The organism is Microbacterium capsulatum, from assembly GCF_030865425.1.
Classification (GTDB): Bacteria; Actinomycetota; Actinomycetes; order Actinomycetales; family Microbacteriaceae; genus Microbacterium; species Microbacterium capsulatum.
Window position 1 is genome coordinate 174644 of record NZ_JAVFCB010000002.1, and the last position, 25967, is coordinate 200610.

Below are 25967 nucleotides of genomic sequence, written 5' to 3' on the forward strand. Positions count from 1 at the left end.
GTATAATTGACCGTTACCCGGGCCCCCGAACGACCGACGGGGCCCGAGCGAAAGGCCGATCCGTGGATATTCTCCAGTTCATCCTGCAGGTGCTGCTGGGCATCACCAGCGTGCTGCTGACCCTTCTGATCCTGCTCCACAAGGGGCGCGGAGGGGGCCTGTCCGACATGTTCGGCGGCGGCATGTCCTCCGCCGTCGGATCCTCCGGACTGGCGGAGCGCAACCTCAACCGGTTCACGGTGGTCCTGGCACTGGTCTGGTTCGTGTCCATCGTGGCACTGGGCCTCATCACGAAGTTCGAGGTGATCTGATGGCGACGGGCGGAAACGCGATCCGGGGCACCCGTGTGGGCTCCGGCCCGATGGGCGAGCAGGACCACGGCTACCACGCCGACCGCATCGCGATCTCGTACTGGGACGGGCTCGGCAACGAGACCGTGCGGTACTTCGCGGCGGGCCTGCCCGAGGAGGAGATCCCGGACATCATCGACCACCCGCACTCCGGCCTTCCGGCCGGGCGCGACAAGGCGAACCCGCCGGAGATCGCCAAGGCGGAGCCCTACAAGACGCACCTCGCGTACGTGAAGGAGCGCCGCACCGACGAGGAGGCCGAGCAGCTGCTCGAGGACGCCCTCGTCCAGCTGCGCGAGCGCCGCGGACAGCGCTGACGCTTCTGGCAGCATCGAGAGCCCCTGCTTCGGCGGGGACTCTCGTCGTTGCCGGGACGGATCCGGATCCGCAGGCGGCGGACCCGGATCAGCGGCAGGTCGCGGCGGTCGCGATGAGCGAAGCCGGCGGGGCGCCGTACGCGGAGGTGCCGTTGGCGTCGTTCGTGAAGCCCATGCTGATCGCCCACGCGGTCGCCCAGGCCTCCGCGGTCTGGTGGTTCGTGGCGTCGTACATGCCCTTGCAGCGGACGGTGATCGCGTGGCCGACCTCGTGCGCGACGATCGCATGCGCGGCGTCGCTCGGCCAGTCCTCGGCGATCGAGTCGGACAGCCGGATCGACGCGTATCCGCCCTGGTCGTACCACCATGCGGTCTCGCCGGACAGATAGTTGTTCGGGCCGCCGAGGCCGTTGACCAGCTCCGCCCAATGGAAGTCGATCAACACCCCGGGCGCGAGCGACCGCGCGAACGCCTCGATCTGCTGCCGCGAGTCGAACAGCGGGCCGGACTCGGCGGAGAGGGTGTCCGCATGCGACTGCTGCAGCTTCTGCACGGCGACGACCAGGCCCGGGTACACGCTGGCGAGCTGGTCCTGGAACTGCGGAGCGAGGTCCTTCACCTCGGCGACCGAGCTGCGCAGTGTCAGCACGCTGTCGTTGGCCGCCGGCACGTTCGCGGCCTCCGCGCCGGCCGCCCGGTCCGCCGCCGCGGTCACCGCGGCGGTGCCGGAGGCCTGCAGCGCCTTCGTCGCCTCGCCGAGCTTCGTCTCCGCGGCCGAAAGGGCTTTCGCGCTCCGACGGGCGTCGGCGGTCTCCGTGCGAATCCGGTCCGCGGCCGCGATCGACTCCCAGAACCAGAACGGCTTCGCGGGCGTCGCGGCGTGTGCGGGCGGGATCAGCGCGGTGGCCGCCGTCGCCTGCTTCTTCACGCTCTCGTCGGCGGCGGTGAGCGTCGCACGGTCGGCATCCGCGAGGAGACCCGTGCCCGGTGCTGCGAGCACGGCCGTGGCGGTCGTCGTCGCGGCGCCGCTCCGCGCGAGCACTGTGCGCGTCTGCCCGATCGTGGCGTCCTGCGCGGTCTGCGCCTGCCTGAGGCTCGCGCGGGCGTCGTCGTATCCGCTCGAGGTGGCGATCTGCGCGCCGACGAATCCGCCCGAGAGCAGGAGCACGCCGAGGATCGACAGCGCCCAGATGCGCGCGGTCCGGCGGTTCCGCGGATGGCGCGGCCGGAGGGGATCCGCGGCCGAGGCCGACCCGGAGAACCGCAGCGGAAGGACGTGATCCGCGCTCATGCCGCCGGGGGAGGTGGCGAGCGGATCGGTCATCGATGTCCTGTCGATCGGCGTCGATTCGTATCAGAGAGGGGGTGACGGGAATCGAACCCGCACTACCAGTTTGGAAGACTGGGACTCTACCATTGAGCTACACCCCCGGGCCCTTCGGCAAGCTCAGGGACCGGTCGGGGCTTGACGCCTCCGACTCCTACGAGCATAGCGGACCGCCGGGCGTGCTCCGTTCCGTTAGACTCTTGTGGGCCGTTCCCGCGCGCGCGGGTTCCTACCCGGGGCGTAGCTCAGCTTGGTAGAGCGCCCGCTTTGGGAGCGGGAGGTCGCAGGTTCAAATCCTGTCGCCCCGACGTCCACGACGTCGCACCCGCGCCCGTCAACCGCGTGGGACATTCACAAGGAGAACACACCAGCATGGCGAACAGCACCGTCGAGAAGCTTGCCCCGACCCGGGTCAAGCTCCACATCACGGTCACCCCCGAGGACCTCAAGCCCAGCATCGAGCACGCCTACGAGCACATCGCGCAGGACGTGCAGATCCCCGGCTTCCGCAAGGGCAAGGTGCCCGCACCGATCATCGACCAGCGCGTCGGCCGTGGCGCCGTCATCGAGCACGCGGTCAACGAGGGCCTGGACACCTTCTTCCGCGCGGCCTCGCTCGAGCACAACCTCCGCATCGTCGGCCGCCCGTCGGCCGAGGTCGTCGAGTGGCCCAGCGAGAAGGACTTCACCGGTGACCTCAAGGTCGAGATCGAGGTCGACGTCCGTCCCGAGATCGAGGTCCCCGCGCTCGACGGCATCACGGTGACCGTCGACGCCGTCGAGGCCGACGACGCGGCGCTGGACGCCGAGCTGGACCGCCTGCGTGCCCGCTTCGGCACCCTCGTGCCGGTGGACCGCCCCGCCAAGGCCGGCGACTTCGTCGAGCTCGACCTGGTCGCGACCATCGACGGCGCCGAGATCGACCGCGCCGACGGCGTCTCCTACGAGATCGGCTCCGGCGAGCTGCTCGAGGGCATCGACGACGCGATCGACTCGCTCACCGCCGGTGAGGACACCACCTTCCGCTCGACGCTCGTCGGCGGCGACCACGCCGGCGAGGAGGCCGAGGTCGCCGTGACCGTCAAGGCCGTCAAGGAGCGCGAGCTCCCCGAGGCCGACGACGACTTCGCGCAGATCGCGAGCGAGTTCGACACCATCGCCGAGCTCCGCGAGAGCCTCGGCGAGAGCGTCGCCCAGCAGGGCGTGTTCACGCAGGCGTCCGCGGCGCGCGACAAGCTCGTCGAGACCCTGCTCGAGCAGATCGAGATCCCGGTCCCGCCGCAGCTCATCGAGGACGAGGTGCACAACCACCTCGAGCAGGAGGGCCGCCTCGAGGACGAGGAGCACCGCGCCGAGGTCACCGAGGCCAGCACCAAGCAGTTCAAGACCCAGGTGCTGCTCGACGCGATCGCCGAGGACGCCAACGTCCAGGTCTCGCAGGACGAGCTCAGCCAGTACCTGATCCAGTCCGCCGCGCAGTACGGCATGGCTCCGCAGGAGTTCGTCGAGGCGCTGCAGTCCGCGAACCAGCTGCCCGTGCTCGTCGGCGAGGTCGCCCGCAACAAGGCCCTCGCGGTCGCGCTGGGCAAGGTCACCGTCGTGGACAGCAACGGCAAGGCCGTCGACCTGACCGGCTTCGTCGCGGACGAGGACGAGGCCGAGGAGACCGCCGAGGCCCCGGCCGAGGAGAAGAAGCCGGCCGCCAAGAAGGCCCCGGCGAAGAAGGCCCCGGCCAAGAAGCCCGCCGCCAAGGTCGCGGACGACGCCGAGGCCCCGGCCGAGGAGAAGAAGCCCGCCGCCAAGAAGGCTCCGGCGAAGAAGGCTCCGGCCAAGAAGGCGGCCGACGCCGAGTAAGCAGACGCACCCCCATTTCTGGGGTTGTTGAGCGAAGACGCCCGAAGGGCGACTGAGACGAAACGCCGTTCCCGACCAGCTTGACGGGGGCGGCGTTTCGTCTCGCGGAGACCGGCACTGACCGAGCGCAGCGAGTCGAAGCGTCGCTCGACGACCGGGAGTCGACATCGAGGAGTGACATGGACGACTGGCAGGAACGGATCGGAGCAGTCTGGGAGGCTGCCGCGGGCGGGCTCGTCGACGACGAGGTGATCGCGCGGATCGACGCGCTCGCGGCCGAGCGCGATCCGGGCGATGCGGAGGCGCTGTTCGAGCGGGCGGGCGCCCGCGACTCCGCCGGCCGTCCGGACGAGGCCGTGCCGCTGTACCGTCTCGCGCTGGAGCGGGGTCTGGACGACGATCGCCGCGCTCAGGCGACCATCCAGCTGGCCAGCTCGCTGCGCAATCTGGGGGACGTGGAGGGCGCGCTCGAACTCATCTCCGCGGAGCACGCCGCGGATCCCGATTCGCCGTACCGCGATGCGATCGCCGCGATGCATGCGCTCGCACTCGCCAGCGCCGGCCGACCGGAGCGCGGCCTCGAGGTCGCGATCCTGGCGCTCGTCCCGCACATGCCCCGGTACCACCGGTCCATGACCGCCTACGCGCGGGCGCTCGGCGGCGGCGACGCCTGATATGCCGACGGCGAACACGGCCGGGCGCTCGCGTCGCCGCCGGTAGATTCGAACCACCGAACACGGAAACAGGAGCGGAAATGGCTGAACCCCTGGTCGCGACGAGCGTCTTCGACAGGCTGCTCAAGGATCGCATCATCTGGCTGGGATCCGAGGTGCGGGACGAGAACGCCAACGAGATCTGCGCCAAGATCCTCCTTCTCGCCGCAGAGGACCCCGAGAAGGACATCTACCTCTACATCAATTCGCCCGGCGGATCGATCACCGCCGGCATGGCGATCTACGACACCATGCAGTTCGTCCCGAACGACATCGTCACGGTCGGCATCGGCATGGCCGCCTCGATGGGCCAGCTGCTGCTCACCAGCGGCACCAAGGGCAAGCGCTACATCACGCCGAACGCACGTGTGCTGCTGCACCAGCCGCACGGCGGCTTCGGGGGCACCGCGAGCGACATCCAGACGCAGGCGCAGCTGATCCTCGACATGAAGAAGCGCCTCGCCGAGATCACCGCCTCGCAGACCGGCAAGACCGTGGAGCAGATCAACGCGGACGGCGACCGGGACCGCTGGTTCTCCGCCGCGGAGGCGCTCGAGTACGGCTTCGTCGACCACATGCGCGAGCACGCGAGCGACGTGCACGGCGGCGGCGGCACGGGCGCCAACGGCGCGGACAAGTAAGGCAGGAGAGGACACCCATGTACACACCCACGTTCCGCTCCGCCGGCACCCTTCCCTCGAGCCGCTACGTCCTGCCCCAGTTCGAGGAGCGCACGGCCTACGGCTTCAAGCGCCAGGACCCGTACAACAAGCTGTTCGAGGACCGCGTGATCTTCCTCGGCGTGCAGGTCGACGACGCGTCCGCCGACGACGTGATGGCGCAGCTGCTCGTCCTGGAGAGCCAGGACTCCGAGCGCGACATCACGATGTACATCAACTCGCCCGGCGGATCCTTCACCGCGATGACGGCGATCTACGACACGATGCAGTACGTCGCGCCGCAGATCCAGACGGTCGTCCTCGGTCAGGCCGCGTCGGCCGCCTCGGTGCTGCTCGCCGCGGGCGCCCCCGGAAAGCGCCTGGCGCTGCCGAACGCGCGCGTGCTGATGCACCAGCCGGCGATGGGCGAGGCCGGCCAGGGTCAGGCCTCGGACATCGAGATCCAGGCGAACGAGATCATGCGCATGCGCACCTGGCTCGAGGAGACCATGGCCAGGCACACCGGTCAGCCCGTCGAGAAGGTCAACCGCGACATCGACCGCGACAACATCCTCTCGGCCGAGCAGGCCAAGGAGTACGGCATCGTCGACCAGGTGTTGTCCAGCCGCAAGCGCCAGCCGCTGAACTGAGGCACGCGTCCACGGTGACACGGGGCGGTCCGGATCGATTCCGGGCCGCCCTTCCGCGTCCGCCCGCGGTTGCGCGGGTGAGTGGGGGCGCCTGCTCATATGAGCAGAACAGCGCGCGTGCGTGTGTCGGGCGGTAGTCTCTCAGCATGGCCCGGGGCACGATCGACGACGACGAGCTGCTCGCCGTCCGCGTCGCCGAGCTGTACTACGACGAGGACAAGACGCAGGACGAGATCGGCGGGCTCCTCGGCATCTCCCGCTGGAAGGTCGGCCGCCTCCTGCAGCAGGCGCGAGCCGATGGGATCGTCCGGATCGAGATCGTGCACCCCCGGGCCCGCAAGCTCGGCATCGAGCGCGAGCTGCGCGCCCGCTTCGGTCTGACGGACGCCGTCGTCGTGCCGAACGGCGGCACCGACGCGGAGACCCTCGGCCGGGTCGCGCAGGGCGCCGCAGATCATCTCACCGCGCTCCGCCCGGTGCCGAAGACGCTCGGCGTGAGCTGGGGGCGCACCCTCACCGCCGTCGCCGACCGCCTGCCCGACGGCTGGGCGCGCGGCGTCACCGTCGTGCAGATGAACGGCGGCGTGAGCGTGAACCGCCGCCCCGGCGGCGCCGCCTCGCTGGCCGCCACGATCGCGCAGCGCGCGTCCGGGCACGTCGCGCTGCTGCCGAGCCCCGCGATCCTGGAGCGGCTGGAGACCAAGCAGGCGATCGAGCGGGACCGCACCGTCGCGGGCGTGCTCGAGCAGGCCGCGCACGCCGACGCCTATCTGTTCACGGCCGGTGTGTGCGACGCCGGATCCGCGCACGTCGAGAACGGCTACCTCAGCGTCGCCGACATCGACGAGCTCGCCCGCCGCGGCGCGGTCGGCGACGTGCTCGGCCGTTACATCGACGCGGACGGCAACATCGTCGACCCCGAGCTCGACGCCCGCACGGTCGGGCTGGATCTGGACCGGCTGCGCGCCGCGCGCACCTCCGTCTTCGTCACCGCGGGGGAGTCGAAGCACGACATCGCCCGCACCGTGGTGACCGCGAACCTGTGCACGATGGTGGTCACCGACGAGGCGACCGCCCGAACCCTCCTGGAGGAAGAGTGACGACGACCGAACTCGCCCGGCGCACCGCGCTGCAGGTGCTCGGCGGTGAACCCGACGACCTGACCCTGCGCCGCTTCCTGCACGGGCTCCCCGGCGTGGACGCCGTGGGACTGGAGCAGCGATCCGCCGGCCTCGGCACCCGGTCCATCAAGACCACGTCGAAGGCGTGGGCCCTGGACACGATCATCCGCCTCATCGACCTCACCACGCTGGAGGGTGCGGACACCCCGGGCAAGGTGCGCTCGCTCGTGTCGAAGGCCAAGCTGCCGGACGCGGCGGATCCGTCCTGCCCGTCCGTGGCCGCCGTGTGCGTCTACGGCGACATGGTGCCGTATGCGGTCGAAGCGCTCGGCGCGCGGCACGGCGACCCGGATCACGGCGGCATCTCCGTCGCCGCCGTGGCGACGGCGTTCCCCAGCGGCCGCGCCTCGCTCGCGGTCAAGCTCGCCGACACGCGTGACGCGGTCGAGGCGGGCGCGGACGAGATCGACATGGTCATCGACCGCGGGGCGTTCCTCGCCGGCCGCTACGGCCAGGTGTTCGACCAGATCGTCGAGGTCAAGGAGGCCTGCCGCCGCGAGGACGGCACCACCGCCTCGCTCAAGATCATCCTCGAGACCGGCGAACTGAACACCTACGACAACATCAAGCGCGCGTCCTGGCTGGGGATCCTCGCCGGCGGCGACTTCATCAAGACCTCCACCGGCAAGGTGCAGCCGGCCGCGACCCTGCCGGTCACGCTGCTCATGCTCGAGGCCGTGCGCGACTGGCACCGGATCACCGGCGAGCGCATCGGCGTGAAGCCGGCCGGCGGGATCCGCACCTCGAAGGACGCGGTGAAGTACCTCGTGCACGTCGCGGAGACCGTGGGGGAGGAATGGCTGCAGCCGCACCTGTTCCGCTTCGGCGCGTCCAGCCTGCTCAACGACGTGCTGCTGCAGCGCCAGAAGCTGACCACCGGCCACTACTCCGGCCCCGACTACGTCACGATCGACTGAGAGGCCCGCAATGGGATTCCTGGAATACGCGCCCGCGCCCGAGTCGCGGAGCATCCTCACCCTGAAGGACGAGTACGGCCTGTTCATCGACGGCGAGTTCGTCGAGGGGCGCGGCGGATCGTTCGGCACGATCTCGCCGGCGGACGAGTCGCGGATCGCGACCATCGCGCACGCGTCCGACGAGGACGTCGACCTCGCCGTCGCCGCGGCCCGCCGCGCCTACACGAAGGTGTGGTCGAAGATGAGCGGCCGCGACCGCGGCAAGTACCTGTTCCGGATCGCGCGCCTCGTGCAGGAGCGCGCCAGGGAGCTCGCCGTGGCGGAGAGCCTCGACAACGGCAAGCCGATCAAGGAGAGCCGCGACGTCGACGTGCCGCTCGTGGCCGCCTGGTTCTTCTACTACGCCGGCTGGGCGGACAAGCTCGACTACGCCGGCGTCGGCCCGAACCCGAAGGCGCACGGGGTCGCCGGTCAGGTCATCCCGTGGAACTTCCCGCTGCTCATGCTGGCGTGGAAGCTCGCCCCGGCGCTCGCCGCCGGCAACACGGTCGTGCTGAAGCCCGCCGAGACGACGCCGCTGACCGCGCTCATCTTCGCGGAGATCCTGCAGCAGGCCGACCTGCCCGCGGGCGTCGTGAACATCGTCACCGGTGCCGGCGCCACCGGTGCCGCCCTGGTGCGCCACCCCGACGTCGACAAGGTGGCCTTCACCGGATCCACCGGCGTCGGCCGCGAGATCGCCCGCACGGTGGCCGGCACCGGCAAGAGCCTCACGCTCGAGCTCGGCGGCAAGGCGGCGAACATCGTCTTCGACGACGCGCCGATCGACCAGGCCATCGAGGGGATCGTCAACGGCATCTTCTTCAACCAGGGGCACGTGTGCTGCGCCGGCAGCCGCCTTCTCGTGCAGGAATCGGTCCACGACGAGGTCATCGACCGGCTGAAGTCGCGGCTGTCGACCCTGCGCATGGGCGACCCGCTGGACAAGAACACCGACATCGGAGCGATCAACTCGGCGGAGCAGCTGGCGCGGATCCGCGAGCTCAGCCAGGTCGGCGAGGACGAGGGCGCCGAGCGCTGGACGGCCGACTGCGTGATCCCGGAGAAGGGCTTCTGGTTCGCGCCGACGATCTTCACCGGCGTCGAGGCGTCCCACCGCATCGCCCGCGAGGAGGTGTTCGGTCCGGTGCTCTCCGTGCTGACCTTCCGCACCCCGGCCGAGGCGATCGCGAAGGCGAACAACACCCCGTACGGCTTGTCCGCGGGCATCTGGACCGACAAGGGATCCCGGATCCTCGCCGTCGCCGACCGCCTGCGCGCGGGCGTGGTGTGGGCGAACACGTTCAACCGCTTCGACCCGTCGAGCCCGTTCGGCGGATACAAGGAGTCGGGCTACGGCCGCGAGGGCGGCAAGCACGGCCTCGCCGGCTACCTGAAGGGATCCGCAGCATGAGCGCGCGACTGACCGTGCCGAAGACGTACAAGCTCGCGATCGGCGGGGCGTTCCCGCGCAGCGAGTCCGGCCGCACGTACGAGGTGGCCACCCCCCAGGGAGCGTTCCTGGCGAACGCGGCGAAGGCGTCGCGCAAGGACGCCCGCGACGCGGTGCAGGCCGCGCGTGCGGCGCAGGCCGGCTGGGCCAAGGCGACCGCGTACAACCGCGGCCAGGTCCTCTACCGGGTGGCCGAGGTGCTCGAGGGGCGCAAGGCGCAGTTCGCGGACGAGATCGTCGCGCAGCAGGGCGTCTCCGCGGCCGTCGCTTCGGCGCAGGTCGACGAGGCGATCGACCTCTGGGTCTGGTACGCGGGCTGGTGCGACAAATACGCGCAGGTCGCCGGCAACCTGAACCCGGTGGCGGGCGCCTACTTCAACATCTCCGCCCCGGAGCCGACCGGCGTCGTCGCGATCGTGGCGCCGCAGGACTCCGCGCTGCTCGGCCTCGTCTCCGTGGTCGCCCCGGCACTCGTCGCCGGGAGCACCGTCGTCGTCGTCGCGAGCGAGCGGCACCCGCTGTCGGCGATCAGCCTCGCCGAGGTGCTCGCGACCAGCGACGTCCCCGGCGGCGTCGTGAACGTGCTCACCGGATCACCGGCGGAGCTGACTCCGTGGCTGGCCGCGCACGCCGACGTCAACGCTCTCGACCTCGCCGGTGCCGGATCCCTGGAGTGGGTCGACCTGCAGATCGCGGCCGCCGACACGCTCAAGCGCGTGCTCCCGCCGGGCGAGGTCGTCGCCTCCCCGCAGCGGATCGCGGCGTTCACGGAAGTCAAGACGGTCTGGCACCCGAAGAGCATGTTGTGATCTGACACGTCCTCCGACGCGAGCGATGTCCCTGGGCGGCTGCGGCCCCCGGGGACATCGTCGTCCCGGCGCGAAGTCACAGCCTGCGCACAGACTGCCGGGACCAAAACGGGCGAGCTGTTCGTTGTCTCTGATGTCGCCGCAGCCGGCGGTGACGACAGAGGAGCATCCCGATGAATCCCACCGACTACCGCAAGACCCCCGAGGCGCTGAGCGCCCTCACCCCGCACCAGTTCCGAGTGACGCAGCAGGGCGGCACCGAGCCGGCCTTCCGCAACGCCTACTGGGACAACCACGATCCCGGCATCTACGTCGACGTCGTGTCCGGGCAGCCGCTGTTCTCGTCCACCGACAAGTTCGACAGCGGCACCGGATGGCCGAGCTTCACCCGGCCCATCGACCCGGACGCCGTCACGACCTCGACCGACCGCAGCTACGGCATGATCCGCACCGAGGCGGCCTCGTCCGGAGCCGGCAGCCATCTCGGCCATGTCTTCGACGACGGCCCGCGCGAGGCCGGAGGTCTGAGATACTGCATGAACTCGGCCTCGCTGCGCTTCGTCCCGGCGGCCGAGCTCGAAGAGCAGGGATACGGCGCCTACCGCCGCCTGTTCGACCCGACCGCAGACACCCCGACGCAGACCACTGAGGAGAGCGCATCATGACCAGCGGAACCGCCGACACCGGAGAGATCGCCCGCGTCCCGGGCGCCGAGACCGCCGTCCTCGCGGGCGGCTGCTTCTGGGGGATGGAGGATCTCATCCGCCGTCAGCCCGGAGTGCTCGCCACCCGCGTCGGATACACCGGCGGGAGCAACGACCACGCGACCTACCGGAACCACCCCGGGCACGCGGAGGCCGTCGAGATCGTCTTCGATCCGTCGAAGACCACGTATCGCGACATCCTCGCGTTCTACTTCCAGATCCACGACCCGTCGACGCTGAACCGTCAGGGCAACGACATCGGCACGAGCTACCGCTCGGCGATCTTCCCCCTCGACGGAGAGCAGGAGCGGGTCGCCCGCGACACGATCGCCGACGTCGACGCCTCGGGCCTGTGGCCGGGGAAGGCGGTCACGACGATCGAGCCGTCCGGCCCGTTCTGGGAGGCGGAGCCCGAGCACCAGGACTACCTGATCCGCTACCCGGACGGCTACACCTGCCACTTCCCGCGCGCGGGCTGGGTGCTGCCGCGCCGGGACGCCGTCTCCTCCTGACCGACGGTCCGAGCGGGCGCGCCGCCCTCCGGGTGCGGCCGGATCCGCTCCGCCGACGAAGGCCCTCACCATCCGTGGATGGTGAGGGCCTGTCGCGTCGCTCAGCGGCCGCGCGGGGCCCAGACGACCTCGCGGCGCTCCGCGTCGGGGTCCGTGAACGCCAGGAGCGCCTGCCCCTCCTCGGCGACGGCCGCGGCGTCCCGCGTGCCGAACGGTCGGTCGTACGGGCGCACCGTCAGCGTCGCGGCGTCGCCCTCGCGGGTGATCGTCCAGTCGGCCGCGGTGAACCCGTCGACGAGCAGGATCTGCGGGGCGGGCCGCTGCGTCCGGTAGCCCTGCTGTCCGTGCGCGTCCGTGATCACCCGGCTGCGGTCGGCGTGAGACAGCAGGAGGTTGTCGAAGTCGTACAGGAACCGCGGCGGCGCGGGCATGTCGGGATCCGGTCGCGGCGCGTCCGGCAGGTCGAACAGCTCCTGCCCGTTCTCGTCGCGGAACGTCAGCAGATCAGGCCGCATCCGGTCGACGACCTCGCGCAGCCGCGTCAGCCCCGACCACACCTGCACGTCCTTCACGGAGGCCGGACCGAATGCGCCGAGATAGCGCGCGATCGTCCGCCCGGGTGTGATCGGGGGCGTCCGGTCCGGCCCGAGCCAGGCGTCCGCCGTGGTGTGCGCGATCGGGCCGCTGCGCCCCCACAGGCCGCGTGGTGGCACCTGCACGAGCGGCACCTGGTTGCGGATCGCGTAGACGAGCGACGCGGGCGCCCGGTCCGGCCAGCGCTCGGCGAGCCGGGCGCCGAGCTGCGGATTGGTCAGCGGTGCCGGGGCGAGCAGCTCGGCGCCGTCCGCGACGAGCCGCGCCATGTCGATGCCCGCGACGGGCTTGCCGTGCGTATGGTTGCGGTAGAGGTCGCGATCCAGGACCGGCTGGACGAGCGGGCGCAGCGCGCGGGCGTCGTCAGCGGAGACCAGGTGGATCGTCGAGCGCATCAGGGCGATGCGGACGAGCGTGCGGTCGGTGAGCGGATCGGCCGCCTGCGCCGGGGCGAAGCCGGCGAGCCGCGACCACAGCCCGACGTACCAGGAGTGCGGCGTCTGCGCCTGCAGGCCGACCAGATGCCGCACGGCGTCGATCACCGGCAGATCCGACCGGCGCAGCAGGAGCTGACGCTCGAGGGTGGCACGGCTGAGCGCACGGCGGTCGAGAGTCACGGTCATCCCACGAGCCTCGCAGGAGTTCACGTCCGTCCGGCGAAAGAACGCGCGGATGTCGGCGATCAGCGGATCGGGGGCGCGGCGAGGCCCCGGGATCCGTGGCGATGCGACCCGTTGTCGGATGTTGCGGTTAGGCTCGAACAGCGGTATCACCGCCCCCGCGATCGAGGGCACATCGGCCGCGGACCAGGTCTCGAAGGAGGACCCGCATGGCTCGTATCGGTGAGAGCGCCGACCTCTTCAAGTGCTCGTTCTGCGGCAAGAGCCAGAAGCAGGTCCAGCAGCTCATCGCGGGCCCCGGCGTGTACATCTGCGACGAGTGCGTCGAGCTCTGCAACGAGATCATCGAAGAGCGCATGGCGGAGTCGGCGAACGGCGAGGTCGCCGAGTTCGATCTGCCCAAGCCCCGCGAGATCTTCTCCTTCCTCGAGGAGTACGTCGTCGGGCAGGACCAGGCGAAGCGGGCGCTCGCCGTGGCCGTCTACAACCACTACAAGCGGGTGCGCGCCCGCGGCACCCTGCAGCCGGCCGAGCAGAAGGCCGACGAGATCGAGATCGCCAAGAGCAACATCCTGATGATCGGTCCCACCGGCTGCGGCAAGACCTACCTCGCGCAGACCCTGGCCAAGCGGCTGAACGTCCCGTTCGCCGTGGCCGACGCCACCGCCCTCACCGAGGCGGGCTACGTCGGCGAGGACGTGGAGAACATCCTCCTCAAGCTCATCCAGGCCGCCGACTACGACGTCAAGCGCGCGGAGACCGGGATCATCTACATCGACGAGGTCGACAAGATCGCCCGCAAGGCGGAGAACCCGTCGATCACCCGCGACGTCTCCGGCGAGGGCGTGCAGCAGGCGCTGCTGAAGATCCTCGAGGGCACGGTCGCCTCGGTGCCGCCGCAGGGCGGCCGCAAGCACCCGCACCAGGAGTTCCTGCAGATCGACACGACGAACGTGCTGTTCATCGTCGCCGGCGCGTTCGCCGGCCTCGAGGACATCATCTCCGCCCGCGTCGGCAAGCACGGCGTCGGCTTCGGCGCCCCGCTGCACGACAAGGGCAAGGATCTCGACCTGTTCAGCGAGGTGCTTCCGGAAGACCTGCACAAGTTCGGCCTCATCCCGGAGTTCATCGGCCGTCTGCCCGTCGTCGCCTCGGTCACGCCGCTCGACCAGGCCGCCCTCATCGACATCCTCACGGGCCCGCGCAACGCGCTCGTGAAGCAGTATCAGCGGATGTTCCAGCTCGACGGCGTGGAGCTGGAGTTCGAGGAGGACGCGCTGCAGTCGATCGCCGACCTCGCCGTCCTGCGCAAGACCGGCGCCCGCGGCCTGCGCGCGATCCTGGAGGACGTGCTCGGGCCGATCATGTTCGAGATCCCGTCCGCGGAGGACGTGCAGAAGGTCGTCGTCACCCGTGCCGCGGTCGAGGAGGGCGCACCGCCCACGCTCGTCCTGGCCCGCAAGCGCAAGAGCGCCTGACCGGACGGTCCGCGCCGGTGCGCCGTCGCGGATGACGAACCGCGTCGGCGGCGCTGCTCAGTCGGCGACGCGCAGGAACAGGTCGGTGCGCTGTTGGTGGGCGGGCGTCGTCTGAAGATCGTCGTGGTAGACCTCGACCCAGACGCCGGCGGGGCGGCGTCCCTGCGCGATCATCGCGTCGTGCAGGCGCTCCCAGGCCGGGCCGAGGCCCTCGTACGAGCCCGTCAGTGTGCTGGCGAGCGCTGGGCCGTCCGGTACAGCGGAAGGGACGATCCTGCACCCGCCGAAGAGCAGTTCGCCCTCGGGCGGATCCTGCACCGGGTAGCCGAGTTCCATGTCGAACAGCGTCATGGGGTCGCCGCGATAGATCGCGATCGCCGGACCGGTGCGGACGAGCGCGTCCGCGTCGAACGCCTCGCGCAGGGCCGCGATGGACGTGTCGACGGCCGTTCCCAGGTCGGAGAGTCGAAGCTCGGTGAATCGGACGACGGCGAGCGGCTCCGCCGGCAGCTCGAGGGGAGTGGCCTCGCCATACGGCCCGTCAGAAAGTGTGAACATCGGGATCTCCTCCAGGGCAGGGCAAGAACAGGACAGAGAGCACGGCAGAGGTCGGGGTCGGGTCCACGACCTCTTCTCCCAGCCTAGATCCGTGCCGGGGTGCCGGGAAGAGTGTGACGGTCAGGCATCCAGCCCACGGCGCTTCAGCAGCGGGGCGATCTCGGCGGCACGGCCGCGGAAGTCGCGGTAGGCCTCGAGCGGATCCTTCGCCCCGCCCACGCCGAGCAGCCGCCGGCGGAAGCGCTCGCCGTTGGACCGGGTGAGGCCGCCGTTCTCGCGGAACCACTCGACCGTGTCGGCGTCGAGCACCTCGCTCCAGATGTACGAGTAGTACCCCGCGCTGTAGCCGCCCGAGAACACGTGCGCGAAGTACGCCGACGAGTACCGGGTCGGCACAGCCGGGTCGTCCAGTCCTATGTCCGCGAGCGCCGCGGCCTCGAATCCGGCGACGTCGTCGATCGTCTCCCCGGCGTGCAGCGCGTGCAGCGCCTGATCGAGCCATGCCGCGGCGAGGTACTCGCTGGTCGCGCGGCCCTGGTCGAAGGTCTCGGTCGCCCGCAGCCGCTCCACCAGGTCGGCGGGCAGCGGCTCGCCGGTGAGGTGGTGGCGGGCGTAGGAGTCGAGGATCTCCGGCCAGAGGATCCACATCTCGTTCACCTGGCTGGGGAACTCGACGAAGTCGCGGAACACGTTCGTGCCGGAGAAGTGCGGGTAGGTCACGTCCGAGAAGAGCCCGTGCAGCGCGTGCCCGAACTCGTGGAACAGCGTGGTGACCTCGTCGAGAGTGAGCAGGGTGGGCTCGCCGTCGGCGGGCTTCGCGACGTTGAGGTTGTTCGCGACGACGGGCGCCGCCCCGCGCAGCGCGGACTGGCTGACGATCGGGTTCATCCACGCGCCGCCGCGCTTGCTGTCGCGCGTGTACAGATCGAGCACGTACAGCCCGAGCGGGGATCCGTCCTGCTCGGACACCTCGAAGACCCGCGCGTCCGGGTGGTACGCGCGCAGGTCGGCGCGCTCCGCGAACGTCACGCCGTACAGCCGGCCGGCCGCCGCGAAGACGCCGTCGTGCAGCACCCGTTCCGCCTCGAACCAGGGCCGCAGGGCCGCGGCGTCGATGTCGTAGCGCGCCGTGCGCAGCCGCTCGGTGTAGAACGCCCAGTCGTGGGCCTCGAGCGGGAACGGATCCGGCTCGGTCCGGTCGACGAGCTCCTGCAGGGCGGCGCGCTCGGCGGCGGCGTTGCGGGCCGCCGGCGCGGCCAGGTCCCGGAGCATGCGCTCGACCGCCGCGGGCGACCCCGCCGTCTCGTCCGCGGTGACCGCGGCGGCGTGGGTGGCCGCGCCGAGCAGGGCCGCGCGCTCGGCGCGGATCGCGACGATCTCCGCCAGCGTCGCGCGGTTGTCATGCCTGTTGCCGCGGGAGCCGCGGGACAGGGACGCCGCCAGGATCCGCCGGCGGCTGTCCCTGTTCGTCAGCGACGACAGGGCAGGGTGCCCGGTGAACAGCGGCAGGGTGAGCACGTGGGCGCCGTCCAGGCCGCGGTCGGCCGCGGCGCGTGCGGCGGCGGACAGCTCGCCCGGGCTCAGGCCGTCGAGCTCGGCGGGGTCGTGGAAGACCACGGCGAGCTCGTTCGTGTCGGCGAGCAGGTTCCGCTCGAACGTCGTGCTCAACGTGGACAGACGCTGGTTGAGCGCGGTCAGCCGGGCCTTGGCGTCGTCGTCGAGGGCGGCGCCGGCGAGGGTCATCTCGCGGTGCCAGCGCTCGACGAGGCGGCGCTGCTCGGGCTCGAGAGGGAATGCGGCGAGGTTCTCGTGCAGCAGCGAGATCCGCCAGTACAGCGCCGAGTCGAGCAGGATCGCGTCGTGGTGCGCCGCCATGAGCGGTGCGAGCTCTTCGTCGATCGCCTGGATCTCGGCCGTGGCGTCGGCCGAACTGACCGTGTAGAACGTGTGCGCCGTGCGATCCAGCAGCTCGCCGCTGCGCTCGAGCGGTTCCATCGTGTTCTCGAACGTCGGCATCGAGCGCGCCATGGTGATCCGCCGGATCTCGGCGAGCTGCTCCTCGCAGCCGAGCCGGAACGCGGGCAGGTAGTGCTCGGGGCGGATCGCGGAGTAGTCGGGGAGCCGGTACGGGAGGGCGGAGGGCTGCAGCAGCGGGTTCGTCTCGACCGTCATGGGTCCGAGCCTAGGCGGGCACCGCGCCCTTCGACAGGCTCAGGGACCGGTCCGGGCTCAGCCGGTGAGTTCGCCCATCACCCGGACGAGGGCGTCGGCGACGAGCCGGACCGCGCGGCGGCGCAGGTTCTCCGGGCGGGCGAGCAGGTCGATCATGCGGTTCGTGCTCACGTACTGCAGCGGGCGGCGGACGACGGTGTCGGCCACCGCGGACGTGTACCGCGGGAGCACGCCGATCACGTCTCCGGTCGCGATCACGGACGCGGCGACGCCGTAGTCGTTGATGCGGTGCACGATCTCGGCCGGACGGTTCGTCACGGCGGAGATCGTGCGGAGCACGTCGTCGGGGGAGTAGCCCGCGCGGCTGGTCACCCACCGCTCGCCGACGACGTCCGCCGGGTACAGCGAGGACCGCTTCGCGAGCGGATGATCCGGGGCGAGCGCGACGTCGAGGGGCTCTGCGGCCAGCGTGACCACCCGGATGCCCGTCTTCGGCCACGGCGGGCTGTGCTCCATGCGGTGCGCGAGTACGAGATCGTACCGGGCGGTGAGCGCCGGGAACTCGCTCTGCGCGACATCCTCGTCGGTGAAGCGGATCGCGGGGACGTCCGGCCCGGATCCCAGCTCGCGGATCAGCGGCCCGAACAGCGCCTGGGCCGCGCTGAGGAACCCGCTGACGGTGACCTCGCCGCCCTCCGCGGTCTCGAACTCCTCGACGGCCGTGCGGGCGGCGGCCATCGCCTCGAGCGCCGCGGCCCCCGCCTCGGCGAGCGCCTCCCCGGCGGGCGTCAGCACGAGCGTGCGCCCCTGCTTGCGGGTCAACGGGGCCCGCACACCGCGCTGCAGGGCCGCCAACTGCTGCGACACCGCGGACGGTGTCACCCGCAGCGCCTCGGCGACCGCGGTCACGCTGCCGAGCGCGCCGAGTTCGCGGAGGATCTGGAGCTGCTGGAGCTGCATATGTCCATTAGATCATGTAGTGATGCTTAAGGATCCCTCCAGATACTCGGCATTGATCTACATTATCGGGTGGAGTGAGATGGAAGCATGAAGGCTCTCTACAAGGACGGCCCGCACGCGGGCCTGGAACTCGTCGACCGCCCGGACCCGGTGGCGGGCCCCGACGAGGTGGTCATCCGCGTGCTCCGCACCGGAATCTGCGGCACCGACCTGCACATCGAGCGGTGGGACGACTGGGCCGCGTCCGCGGTGAACTCCCCGCTCATCCCCGGGCACGAGTTCTACGGCGAGGTCGTCGAGATCGGGCCGCTCGTGCGCGACATCGCCGTCGGCGATCGCGTCTCCGGCGAGGGGCACATCGTCTGCGGCACGTGCCGCAACTGCCGCGCCGGTCGTCGCCAGATGTGCATCCGCACGATCGGCCTCGGCCTGCAGCGCGACGGCGCGTTCGCGGAGTACCTCTCCCTGCCGGCCACGAACGTGTGGGTGCACCACGCCGACGTGTCGCCCGAGGTGGGCGCGATCTTCGACCCGCTCGGCAACGCCGTGCACACCGCCCTCGCCTTCCCGATCATCGGCGAGGATGTGCTGGTCACCGGCTGCGGCCCGATCGGACTGATGTCGATCGCGATCGCCCGGCACGCGGGAGCCCGCTTCATCACCGCCACCGACGTGAGCAGGCCGCGGCTCGAGCTCGCCAAGGAGATGGGAGCCGACGTGGTCGTCGACGTCTCCCGCGAGGACATCCACGACGCGCAGCGCGCGCTCGGCATGCGCGAGGGCTTCGACGTCGGCTTCGAGATGAGCGGCGCGCCGAGCGCCCTGCCCGCCATGATCGACAACATGAACCACGGCGGCCGGATCGCGATGCTCGGCCTGCCGACCGGCCCGTTCAGCGTGGACTGGGGCAAGATCGTCACGCACATGCTCACCGTCAAGGGGATCTACGGCCGCGAGATGTTCGAGACCTGGAACGCCATGGGCGCGATGCTGCAGACCAGCCCGGTGCTGCGTGACGCGATCACGCGGATCATCGCCGAGGTCATCCCGGCCCGCGACTGGAAGAAGGGCTTCGCGGACTCCGCGTCGGCGGGCACGGGCAAGATCATCCTCGACTGGACCCAGGTGTAGGAGACCCCATGTACGGAGCATTCCAGAACCACCTCGCGAGCGAGCTCGCCGGGATCGAAGAGGCCGGCCTCACCAAGCACGAGCGCGGGATCCGCGGTCCGCAGAGCGCTGAGATCGTCGCCGACGGCGCGGAGGTGCTGAACTTCTGCGCGAACAATTACCTCGGTCTCGCGGACGACGCGCGTCTCATCGCCGCCGCCAAGGGCGCCCTGGACGACTGGGGCTACGGCCTCGCGAGCGTGCGGTTCATCTGCGGCACGCAGGAGCAGCACCTCGAGCTCGAGCGGCGGCTGTCGGCGTTCCTCGGCACCGACGACGCGATCCTGTTCTCCTCGTGCTTCGACGCCAACGGCGGCGTCTTCGAGACGCTGTTCTCGGCGGAGGACGCGATCATCTCGGACGAGCTGAACCACGCCTCGATCATCGACGGGATCCGCCTCTCCAAGGCCCGCCGGCTGCGCTACCGCAACCGCGACATGGCCGACCTCGAGGAGCAGCTCAAGGCCGCCGCCGACGCCCGCTTCCGGGTGATCGTCACGGACGGCGTGTTCTCGATGGACGGGTACATCGCCCCGCTCGCCGACATCTGCGACCTCGCCGAGCGCTACGACGCCCTCGTGTTCGTGGACGACTCGCACGCCGTCGGCTTCATCGGGGAGCACGGCCGCGGCACCCCCGAGCTGTGCGGCGTCGAAGGGCGGGTCGACATCTACACCGGCACCTTCGGCAAGGCCCTCGGCGGCGCCTCCGGCGGATACGTCGCGGCGCACCAGGACATCGTCGACCTGCTCCGCCAGCGCGCGCGTCCGTACCTGTTCTCGAACACGCTCGCGCCGTCGATCGTCGCCGGCACCCTGCAGGCGCTCGACCTCGTCGAGGGATCCGGCGCGTTGCGTGCGCAGCTGCAGGAGAACGCCGCGCTGTTCCGTCGACGGATGACCGAGGAGGGCTTCGAGCTGCTCCCCGGCGAGCACCCGATCGTCCCGGTCATGTTCGGCGACGCCGCGCTGACCGCCCGGGTCGCCGCGGAGATGCAGAGGCAGGGCGTGTACGTGACCGCGTTCAGCTTCCCGGTCGTGCCCCGCGGGCTCGCACGGATCCGCGTGCAGCTGTCGGCGGCGCACACCGCGGAGCAGGTGGAGCGCTGCGTCACGGCCTTCGTCGCCGCCCGCGCCGCCGCCTGACGGATCCGTCATCGAGAGCGCGCGAGGGACACCCCCTGGCGCGCTCTCGTGTTCTCCCGGTGCGTCCGCGGCCCGAGTCGCATCGAGGGGAGCGGACGGGGTCGGCGGCGGTGGAGGAGGGGCGGGGAGGGCGTTGTCGTGGCGCTCCCCGCGGCGTAAGATTGCCGCCGCGCGTCGATGGGGACCCCGGGGGATGAGTGCGGGAGCACCGATTCCTGCGGCATCCGTCGACGCGGCGACGACACGAGAGTGCCGTCGGTCACGATCGCCGAACCCGACGACCGCAAGAAGATCGAGCGCCGCACGGCGCCAACCGTCTGGGATGGCTGACGTCCGCCTGCCCGCGCGATCCAGACATTCTGGGGAAACGATGTCGTGGAGTCTGACCGGGAGCTACGCGGAGACGTGCTCCTGCGAGCTGATGTGCCCGTGCAACCTGAGCTTCGACCACGGAGCGACCTATGACTACTGCCGCGTGACGCTGGCGTTCGACATCCGTGAGGGCGCCATCGACGACACGAGCGTCGATGGGCTGAAGGTCGTCCTCATCGCGGACACGCCGAAGGTGATGACGGAGGGGAACTGGAAGGTCGGCGTCTTCGTCGATCAGGAGGCGAGCTCCGACCAGTTCGATCGTCTCGTCGAGGTGTTCGGCGGTGCGCGCGGCGGACCGATGGCGGGCCTCGCGCCGTTGATCGGCGAGATGCTGGGTGTCGAGCGCGCGGACATCACGATGGCCGACGACGGGCTCCGGCACTCCGTCCGGGTCGGCGACAGCCTGATGTTCGAGATCCAGGACATCGTGCCGTTCGGCAAGGAGGACGGCCGGCCGATCCGCTTCGACGGGATGTTCCATCCGGTGGGCGGCGACCTCACGATGGCGGAGGCGACGAGCTCGCAGATCGACGCGTTCGGCATCGCCTACGAGGCCAAGACGGGGCTCTCGTACGCGAGTTTCTCGTGGGCGGGCTGAACGAGTGTCCGCTGGATCCTCCCGAACGGCGGACGAACCCGGCGGTCTGACGGCGGCCTACCGCGCCGTGCGCGTACGGATCGGCGCCGTCCTCGTCCTGCTCGTCCTCGCCGGCGCGGGATGGTGGTGGACCGCCGGGCAGATGACGGGGATGGACGGCGGACCCTGGTCGCCGCTGGGATCGCCGGGCTGGTTCCTGGTCGTGTGGACCGTCATGATGGCCGCGATGATGTTCCCCTCGGTGGCCCCCACCGTCGCCCTCTACGCCCGGATGACGCGGACCCGGCAACCCCTGCTGCCGGCGGCGTTCACGGTCGGATACCTCGCGGTCTGGTTCGGCGCAGGAGCGCTGGCCCTCGCTCTCGCCGCACTGGCGGACATCATCCCGGGCGACGTGCTGGCGTGGGACCGCTGGGGTCGACCGCTCACCATCGCGACGCTGCTGCTGGCCGCGGCATACGAGTTCACCCCGTGGAAGAACGCCTGCCTCGGACGCTGCCGCAGCCCGCTCGGCTTCCTGCTGGGCACCTGGCGGGACGGATGGTCGGGCGCGGGGGTCATGGGTGCGAGGCTCGGGGCGTGGTGCCTGGGCTGCTGCGGGGCGCTGATGGCGGCCCTCTTCGCCCTGGGCGTGATGAACCTCGTCTGGATGGGATCGGTCGCCGCTCTCATCGCGCTCGAGAAGCTGCTGCCCTGGCGACGCACCGCGACCACGGTGACCGCCGCGGTGCTGGTCGGGCTCGCGGTCCTGGTCATCGTCGCCCCCAATGCGATCGCGGGTCCCGCCATGACGCCGACGGCCCCGATGGGCTGACGCGTTCCGGGGCTCGTCATGGACGGGGATCCGCGGCAGACTGCCGTCATGACGCACTCTGTGGAGGCGACCTGGACGCTCGACGGCATCGACATTTTCGGCACGATCACGAAGCCGACCGGCGACGGGCCGTTCCCCGCCGTGGTCCTCGTCGCGGGGAGCGGCCCGACCGACCGGGACTGGAACTCGCCGCTGCTGCCCGGCACGAACGGCTCCGGCCGGCTGCTCGCGGAGGAGCTCGCCGAGAACGGGTTCGCGTCGATGCGCTACGACAAGCGCGCCTCGGGGCCGCACGTCATGCAGAACCTGCCGCGGCTCTCGGGCACGTTCAGCATGGCCTCGCACCTGGCGGAGCTCGGGGCCGCGGTCGACGCGCTGGTCGCGGATCCGGCGATCGACCGCACCCGCGTCGTGGGGCTCGGGAACAGCGAGGGATGCCTGCACGTGCTGCACTACGCCGTCACCGGGGCCGCCGTCGGGGCCGTGGGCCTGGCCGTGCCGTTCGCCGGCGCGGTGCTGACCGGCCCTCCGGGTCGCAGCGTCGGGCAGGTGCTGGACATGCAGCTCGCCGCCGCGGCGGCGGCGATGCCCGACGGGGAGCGGATCCTGGTGCTCGTCCGCGAGGCGATGGCGCGCTTCAGCGGGGGCGGGGCGATGGATCCGGACCCCGCCATCCCGGATGACGTGGCGAACGTGCTGCGCAGCTTCGACGCGCCTGCGAACCTGCCGTTCGCACGCGAGCTCTGGGCGGAGAGTGCCGCGGACGACCTCGCCCGGGTCGCGATCCCGACACTCGTGCTGATCGGGGGGAAGGATCTGCAGATCGACGCGACGGCGGACGGCGACCCGCTCCGGGTCGCCGCCGCGGGCAACGTGCACGTGTCGTTCGCCTTCCCGCCCGATGCCAACCACGTGCTCAAGCACGAGCCTCGCCCCCGCGTCGAGATCGTGCCGGGGTCGAACTACAACGAGGACGGCGCGCAACTGGATCCGGGCGCGGTGGCCACGATCGTGGACTGGCTCCGGCAGATCCTCGTGGTGTGACCGAGCGGGACGGGTCAGTCCTCGAAGGGACGGACCACGACCTCTCCGGACGCGGTGCGCAGGACCTCCCAGCCGGTGTCGAGCTCGGCGATCGGCCGGCCCTCCAGCCAGGTGAGGGTCCAGGTGCCGCGGAGCAGGTTCAGCACGCCGGTCTGCAGGCTCAGGGTGCCGTTCTCGACGCTCCGGGCCTCGGCCTCGGCGATCGCGGGGCGCAGGGCCGCGGGGACCGAGGCGGGCGGCTCGGATCCGGCCGCCCAGCGCGTGCCGAGCTGCATCATCTCGCCTCCTCGATCGCGGCCAGTTCGATCGCCGTGACGAGGAGCTCCTCCGCCTCGACGAAGGTCAGCTCGGCGATCCGGCCCACGGCTCGCAGGTCGTCGGCCGCGGCGCGCAGCGACGCGATCTCGGTGGCCGGCGCGGCGATGGTCGCGGAGGACACCGGGGTCTTCTGCGACGCCTTCGCCTCGGTCTTCGCGCGGCGGATGCCGATCAGCGCCCTGCTCGCGGTGGCCAGGATCGCGGGCTCGCCCGCGCTCTCGGACGGCTCCGGCCAGGACGCCGTGTGGATCGAGCCCTCCTCGAACCAGCTCCACGCCTCCTCGGTTGCGAACGACACGACCGGGGCGAGCAGGCGCAGGAGCGTCGACAGGGCGAGGCGCAGCGCGAGCGCGGCGGACGCCTGGCCGACGTCGGTGCGGTCGTAGGCGCGCTCCTTGACGAGCTCGAGGTAGTCGTCGCAGAACGTCCAGAAGAACGCCTCTGTGACCTCGAGCGCGCGGGCCTGGTCGTAGTTCTCGAACGCCTTCGTCGCCTCGCGCACGACGCCGTCGAGCGTCGCGAGCATCGACGCGTCCAGCGCGTGCGTGATCTCGGCGTCCTCGGGCACCGGGAAGGACAGCACGAACTTCGCCGCGTTCAGGATCTTGATCGCCAGGCGACGGCCGATCTTCACCTGGGTGGGGTTCTGCGGGTCGAACGCGGCGTCGGCGCCGAGGCGGCTGGAGGCCGACCAGTACCGGACCGCGTCGGATCCGTGCGCGTCGAGGATGTCGGCGGGCGTGACCACGTTGCCCTTCGACTTCGACATCTTCTTGCGGTCCGGGTCGACGATGAAGCCGCTGATCGCGGCGTTGCGCCACGGGGTGCGGCCGTCCTCGAGGGTCGAGCGGAGCATGGTCGAGAACAGCCAGGTGCGGATGATGTCCTGGCCCTGCGGGCGCAGGTCCATCGGCGAAACGAGGTCCCACAGCTCGGCGTCGCGCTCCCAGCCGCCGGCCAGCTGCGGCGTGAGCGACGAGGTCGCCCAGGTGTCCAGGATGTCAGCCTCGGCGTCGAACCCGCCCGGCACGCCGCGCTGCTCGGCGGAGTAGCCCGCCGGCACGTCGCTGGTCGGGTCGATCGGCAGGTGTGCCGCGTCGGGCACGAGCACGCGGTCGTAATCGCGCTCGCCGTTCTCGTCCAGCGCGTACCAGAGCGGGATCGGCACGCCGAAGAAGCGCTGGCGGGAGACGAGCCAGTCGCCGGTGAGGCCGCCGACCCAGTTCTCGTAGCGGACCCGCATGAAGTCCGGGTGCCAGTTCAGCTCGGTGCCGTGCGCGAGGAGCTGGTCGCGCAGCTCGGCGTCGCGGGCGCCGTTGCGGATGTACCACTGGCGGGTGGACACGATCTCGAGCGGGCGGTCGCCCTTCTCGAAGAACTTCACGGCGTGGTTGAAGGGCTTGCCGATCGCGGTGAGGGCGCCGGTGGACTGCAGCTTCTCGACGAGCGCCTTGCGGGCGGAGAACACCGTCTTGCCGGCCATGTTCTCGACGTACCAGGTCGCGGCGTCGGCGTTCCCGACCGAGGCGGGGGCGTCGGCGAGGAAGCGGCCGTCCAGGCCGATCGTGGTCATGTTCGGCAGGTCGCGGCCGTCGGTCGTGCGCAGCTCGCGCCACCACACGATGTCGGTCACGTCGCCGAAGGTGCAGACCATGGCGGCGCCGGTGCCCTTGTCGGGCTGGGCGAGGTGGTGGCCGTGGATCTCGATGTCGGCGTCGAAGAAGGGCGTGCGCACCTTCGTGCCGATGAGGTGCTTGTGCGGCCCCTCCGGGTGCGTCACGAGCGCGACGCAGGCGGGCAGCAGCTCCGGGCGGGTCGTCTCGATCGTGAGGGCGCCGGATCCGTCCGCGAACGGGAAGTCGATGGTGTGGTACGCGGCGGGCTGCTCGCGGTCCTCCAGCTCCGCCTGCGCGATCGCGGAGCGGAAGTCCACGTCCCACAGCGTCGGGGCGAGGGACTGGTAGGCCTCGCCGCGCTCCAGGTTGCGCAGGAACGCGAGCTGCGACTGCCGGATCGACTCGTGCGAGATCGTGCGGTAGGTCTGGGTCCAGTCCACGCTCAGGCCGAGCTGGCGGAACAGCGCCTCGAAGTGCTTCTCGTCCTCCTCGGTGAGGCGCTCGCACAGCTCGATGAAGTTGCGACGGCTGATCGGCAGCTGGTCGGCCGCGCGCGAGGACTTGTTGTCGCCGCCCTCGAACGGGGGAGCGAACTCGGGATCGTACGGCAGCGACGGGTCGCAGCGCACGCCGTAGTAGTTCTGCACGCGGCGTTCCGTCGGCAGGCCGTTGTCGTCCCAGCCCATCGGGTAGAACACGGTCTTGCCGCGCATGCGCTCGAAGCGCGCCTTCACGTCGGTGTGCGTGTACGAGAACACGTGCCCGATGTGCAGGCTGCCGCTCGCGGTGGGCGGCGGGGTGTCGATCGAATAGACGCCGTCGCGGCCGCTCTGCGCGGCGCGGATCCGGTCGAACAGGAAGGTCCCGTCCGTCGACCAGCGCTCACCCCACTTCGCTTCGAGGCCTTCCAGCGCGGGCTTGTCGGGAACCGGGTTCGCCACTGACATGGGTGAATCTCCTCGTGCGATGTGTGCGGCACCGTGTGAGCGTGCCTGAGTGTGGGGGTTCCCGACAGTCTAG

Annotated in this window: 25 protein-coding genes and 2 tRNA genes; 19 read left to right on the forward strand and 8 right to left on the reverse strand. The window is 70.8% G+C overall.

Features of this window, described 5'->3' with window-relative positions:
• Window positions 1–62: 62 nt before the first annotated feature.
• Both secG and RBR11_RS03725 read left to right on the forward strand, forming a co-directional pair.
• Window positions 63–311 carry a preprotein translocase subunit SecG gene (secG, locus tag RBR11_RS03720; RefSeq protein WP_308487961.1) on the forward strand — a complete coding sequence of 83 codons (249 nt, stop codon included), beginning with the start codon at window positions 63–65 and terminating at the stop codon, window positions 309–311.
• Complete coding sequence (locus RBR11_RS03725) at window positions 311–667, forward strand: RNA polymerase-binding protein RbpA (RefSeq protein WP_308487962.1); 357 nt, start codon at window positions 311–313, stop codon at window positions 665–667. Before secG ends, RBR11_RS03725 begins: the two co-directional genes overlap by 1 nt.
• Before the next feature lie 88 nt (window positions 668–755).
• On the opposite strand, the gene RBR11_RS03730 is transcribed toward RBR11_RS03725, so the two are convergent.
• Together RBR11_RS03730 and RBR11_RS03735 are read right to left on the reverse strand one after the other, a co-directional pair.
• A complete protein-coding gene (locus RBR11_RS03730; protein ID WP_308487963.1) occupies window positions 756–1991 on the reverse strand; it encodes a hypothetical protein in 1236 nt (411 codons plus the stop codon).
• A gap of 36 nt (window positions 1992–2027) precedes the next feature.
• A tRNA-Gly gene (locus RBR11_RS03735) sits at window positions 2028–2098 on the reverse strand.
• A 130-nt stretch (window positions 2099–2228) separates the two neighbouring features.
• On the opposite strand from RBR11_RS03735, the gene RBR11_RS03740 reads away from it, so the two are divergent.
• From RBR11_RS03740 to msrA, 11 genes are all read left to right on the forward strand, one after another.
• A tRNA-Pro gene (locus tag RBR11_RS03740) sits at window positions 2229–2302 on the forward strand.
• A gap of 64 nt (window positions 2303–2366) precedes the next feature.
• Window positions 2367–3848, forward strand: a complete 1482-nt coding sequence (gene tig / locus RBR11_RS03745) for a trigger factor (RefSeq protein WP_308487964.1) — start codon at window positions 2367–2369, stop codon at window positions 3846–3848.
• A 179-nt stretch (window positions 3849–4027) separates the two neighbouring features.
• Window positions 4028–4522: a tetratricopeptide repeat protein gene (locus tag RBR11_RS03750; protein ID WP_308487965.1), complete on the forward strand. Its 495-nt coding sequence runs from the start codon at window positions 4028–4030 to the stop codon at window positions 4520–4522.
• 80 nt (window positions 4523–4602) lie between these two features.
• Window positions 4603–5202 (forward strand): ATP-dependent Clp protease proteolytic subunit, encoded by a 600-nt coding sequence (locus RBR11_RS03755; protein ID WP_308487966.1) that lies wholly within the window; start codon window positions 4603–4605, stop codon window positions 5200–5202.
• Between the two features lie 17 nt (window positions 5203–5219).
• The gene (locus tag RBR11_RS03760) at window positions 5220–5870 is read left to right on the forward strand and encodes an ATP-dependent Clp protease proteolytic subunit (protein ID WP_308487967.1); all 651 of its coding nucleotides are present in this window, start codon (window positions 5220–5222) and stop codon (window positions 5868–5870) included.
• A 146-nt stretch (window positions 5871–6016) separates the two neighbouring features.
• On the forward strand, window positions 6017–6970 hold the full coding sequence (locus RBR11_RS03765; protein WP_308487968.1) for a sugar-binding transcriptional regulator: 954 nt from the start codon (window positions 6017–6019) through the stop codon (window positions 6968–6970).
• Between the two features lie 29 nt (window positions 6971–6999).
• On the forward strand, window positions 7000–7968 hold the full coding sequence (deoC, locus tag RBR11_RS03770) for a deoxyribose-phosphate aldolase (RefSeq protein WP_373889769.1): 969 nt from the start codon (window positions 7000–7002) through the stop codon (window positions 7966–7968).
• 10 nt (window positions 7969–7978) lie between these two features.
• Entirely contained in the window at window positions 7979–9421 is a 1443-nt protein-coding gene (locus tag RBR11_RS03775; protein WP_308487970.1) for an aldehyde dehydrogenase family protein, read from the forward strand.
• Window positions 9418–10269: an aldehyde dehydrogenase family protein gene (locus RBR11_RS03780; RefSeq protein WP_308487971.1), complete on the forward strand. Its 852-nt coding sequence runs from the start codon at window positions 9418–9420 to the stop codon at window positions 10267–10269. The genes RBR11_RS03775 and RBR11_RS03780 overlap by 4 nt, the downstream gene beginning before the upstream one ends.
• Before the next feature lie 173 nt (window positions 10270–10442).
• The gene (msrB, locus tag RBR11_RS03785) at window positions 10443–10934 is read left to right on the forward strand and encodes a peptide-methionine (R)-S-oxide reductase MsrB (protein WP_308487972.1); all 492 of its coding nucleotides are present in this window, start codon (window positions 10443–10445) and stop codon (window positions 10932–10934) included.
• Complete coding sequence (gene msrA, locus RBR11_RS03790) at window positions 10931–11485, forward strand: peptide-methionine (S)-S-oxide reductase MsrA (protein ID WP_308487973.1); 555 nt, start codon at window positions 10931–10933, stop codon at window positions 11483–11485. The genes msrB and msrA overlap by 4 nt, the downstream gene beginning before the upstream one ends.
• 101 nt (window positions 11486–11586) lie before the next feature.
• Here the strand turns inward: msrA and RBR11_RS03795 are convergent, their stop codons facing one another.
• Window positions 11587–12702, reverse strand: coding sequence for a winged helix DNA-binding domain-containing protein (locus tag RBR11_RS03795; protein ID WP_308487974.1), 1116 nt, complete (start codon window positions 12700–12702; stop codon window positions 11587–11589).
• 206 nt (window positions 12703–12908) lie between these two features.
• On the opposite strand from RBR11_RS03795, the gene clpX reads away from it, so the two are divergent.
• Window positions 12909–14177: an ATP-dependent Clp protease ATP-binding subunit ClpX gene (gene clpX, locus RBR11_RS03800; RefSeq protein ID WP_308487975.1), complete on the forward strand. Its 1269-nt coding sequence runs from the start codon at window positions 12909–12911 to the stop codon at window positions 14175–14177.
• A 57-nt stretch (window positions 14178–14234) separates the two neighbouring features.
• Here the strand turns inward: clpX and RBR11_RS03805 are convergent, their stop codons facing one another.
• The 3 genes from RBR11_RS03805 to RBR11_RS03815 form a co-directional block, all read right to left on the reverse strand.
• Window positions 14235–14735 (reverse strand): GyrI-like domain-containing protein, encoded by a 501-nt coding sequence (locus RBR11_RS03805; RefSeq protein WP_308487976.1) that lies wholly within the window; start codon window positions 14733–14735, stop codon window positions 14235–14237.
• Window positions 14736–14855: 120 nt separating this feature from the next.
• Window positions 14856–16907 carry a M3 family metallopeptidase gene (locus tag RBR11_RS03810; RefSeq protein ID WP_308487977.1) on the reverse strand — a complete coding sequence of 684 codons (2052 nt, stop codon included), beginning with the start codon at window positions 16905–16907 and terminating at the stop codon, window positions 14856–14858.
• A 57-nt stretch (window positions 16908–16964) separates the two neighbouring features.
• Window positions 16965–17867, reverse strand: a complete 903-nt coding sequence (locus RBR11_RS03815; protein WP_308487978.1) for a LysR family transcriptional regulator — start codon at window positions 17865–17867, stop codon at window positions 16965–16967.
• An 87-nt stretch (window positions 17868–17954) separates the two neighbouring features.
• On the opposite strand from RBR11_RS03815, the gene tdh reads away from it, so the two are divergent.
• The 5 genes from tdh to RBR11_RS03840 all read left to right on the forward strand — a co-directional run bounded on the left by tdh (window position 17955) and on the right by RBR11_RS03840 (window position 23013).
• Window positions 17955–18998: an L-threonine 3-dehydrogenase gene (gene tdh, locus RBR11_RS03820; RefSeq protein ID WP_308487979.1), complete on the forward strand. Its 1044-nt coding sequence runs from the start codon at window positions 17955–17957 to the stop codon at window positions 18996–18998.
• An 8-nt stretch (window positions 18999–19006) separates the two neighbouring features.
• A complete protein-coding gene (locus tag RBR11_RS03825; RefSeq protein ID WP_308487980.1) occupies window positions 19007–20182 on the forward strand; it encodes a glycine C-acetyltransferase in 1176 nt (391 codons plus the stop codon).
• 370 nt (window positions 20183–20552) lie between these two features.
• Window positions 20553–21155: a DUF1326 domain-containing protein gene (locus RBR11_RS03830; RefSeq protein ID WP_308487981.1), complete on the forward strand. Its 603-nt coding sequence runs from the start codon at window positions 20553–20555 to the stop codon at window positions 21153–21155.
• Window positions 21156–21159: 4 nt separating this feature from the next.
• Entirely contained in the window at window positions 21160–21969 is an 810-nt protein-coding gene (locus RBR11_RS03835) for a DUF2182 domain-containing protein (RefSeq protein ID WP_308487982.1), read from the forward strand.
• 48 nt (window positions 21970–22017) lie between these two features.
• On the forward strand, window positions 22018–23013 hold the full coding sequence (locus RBR11_RS03840; RefSeq protein ID WP_308487983.1) for an alpha/beta hydrolase family protein: 996 nt from the start codon (window positions 22018–22020) through the stop codon (window positions 23011–23013).
• Between the two features lie 14 nt (window positions 23014–23027).
• On the opposite strand, the gene RBR11_RS03845 is transcribed toward RBR11_RS03840, so the two are convergent.
• Entirely contained in the window at window positions 23028–23291 is a 264-nt protein-coding gene (locus RBR11_RS03845) for a hypothetical protein (protein WP_373889761.1), read from the reverse strand.
• On the reverse strand, window positions 23288–25894 hold the full coding sequence (gene valS, locus RBR11_RS03850) for a valine--tRNA ligase (RefSeq protein ID WP_308487984.1): 2607 nt from the start codon (window positions 25892–25894) through the stop codon (window positions 23288–23290). The genes RBR11_RS03845 and valS overlap by 4 nt, the downstream gene beginning before the upstream one ends.
• Between the last annotated feature and the right edge of the window lie 73 nt (window positions 25895–25967).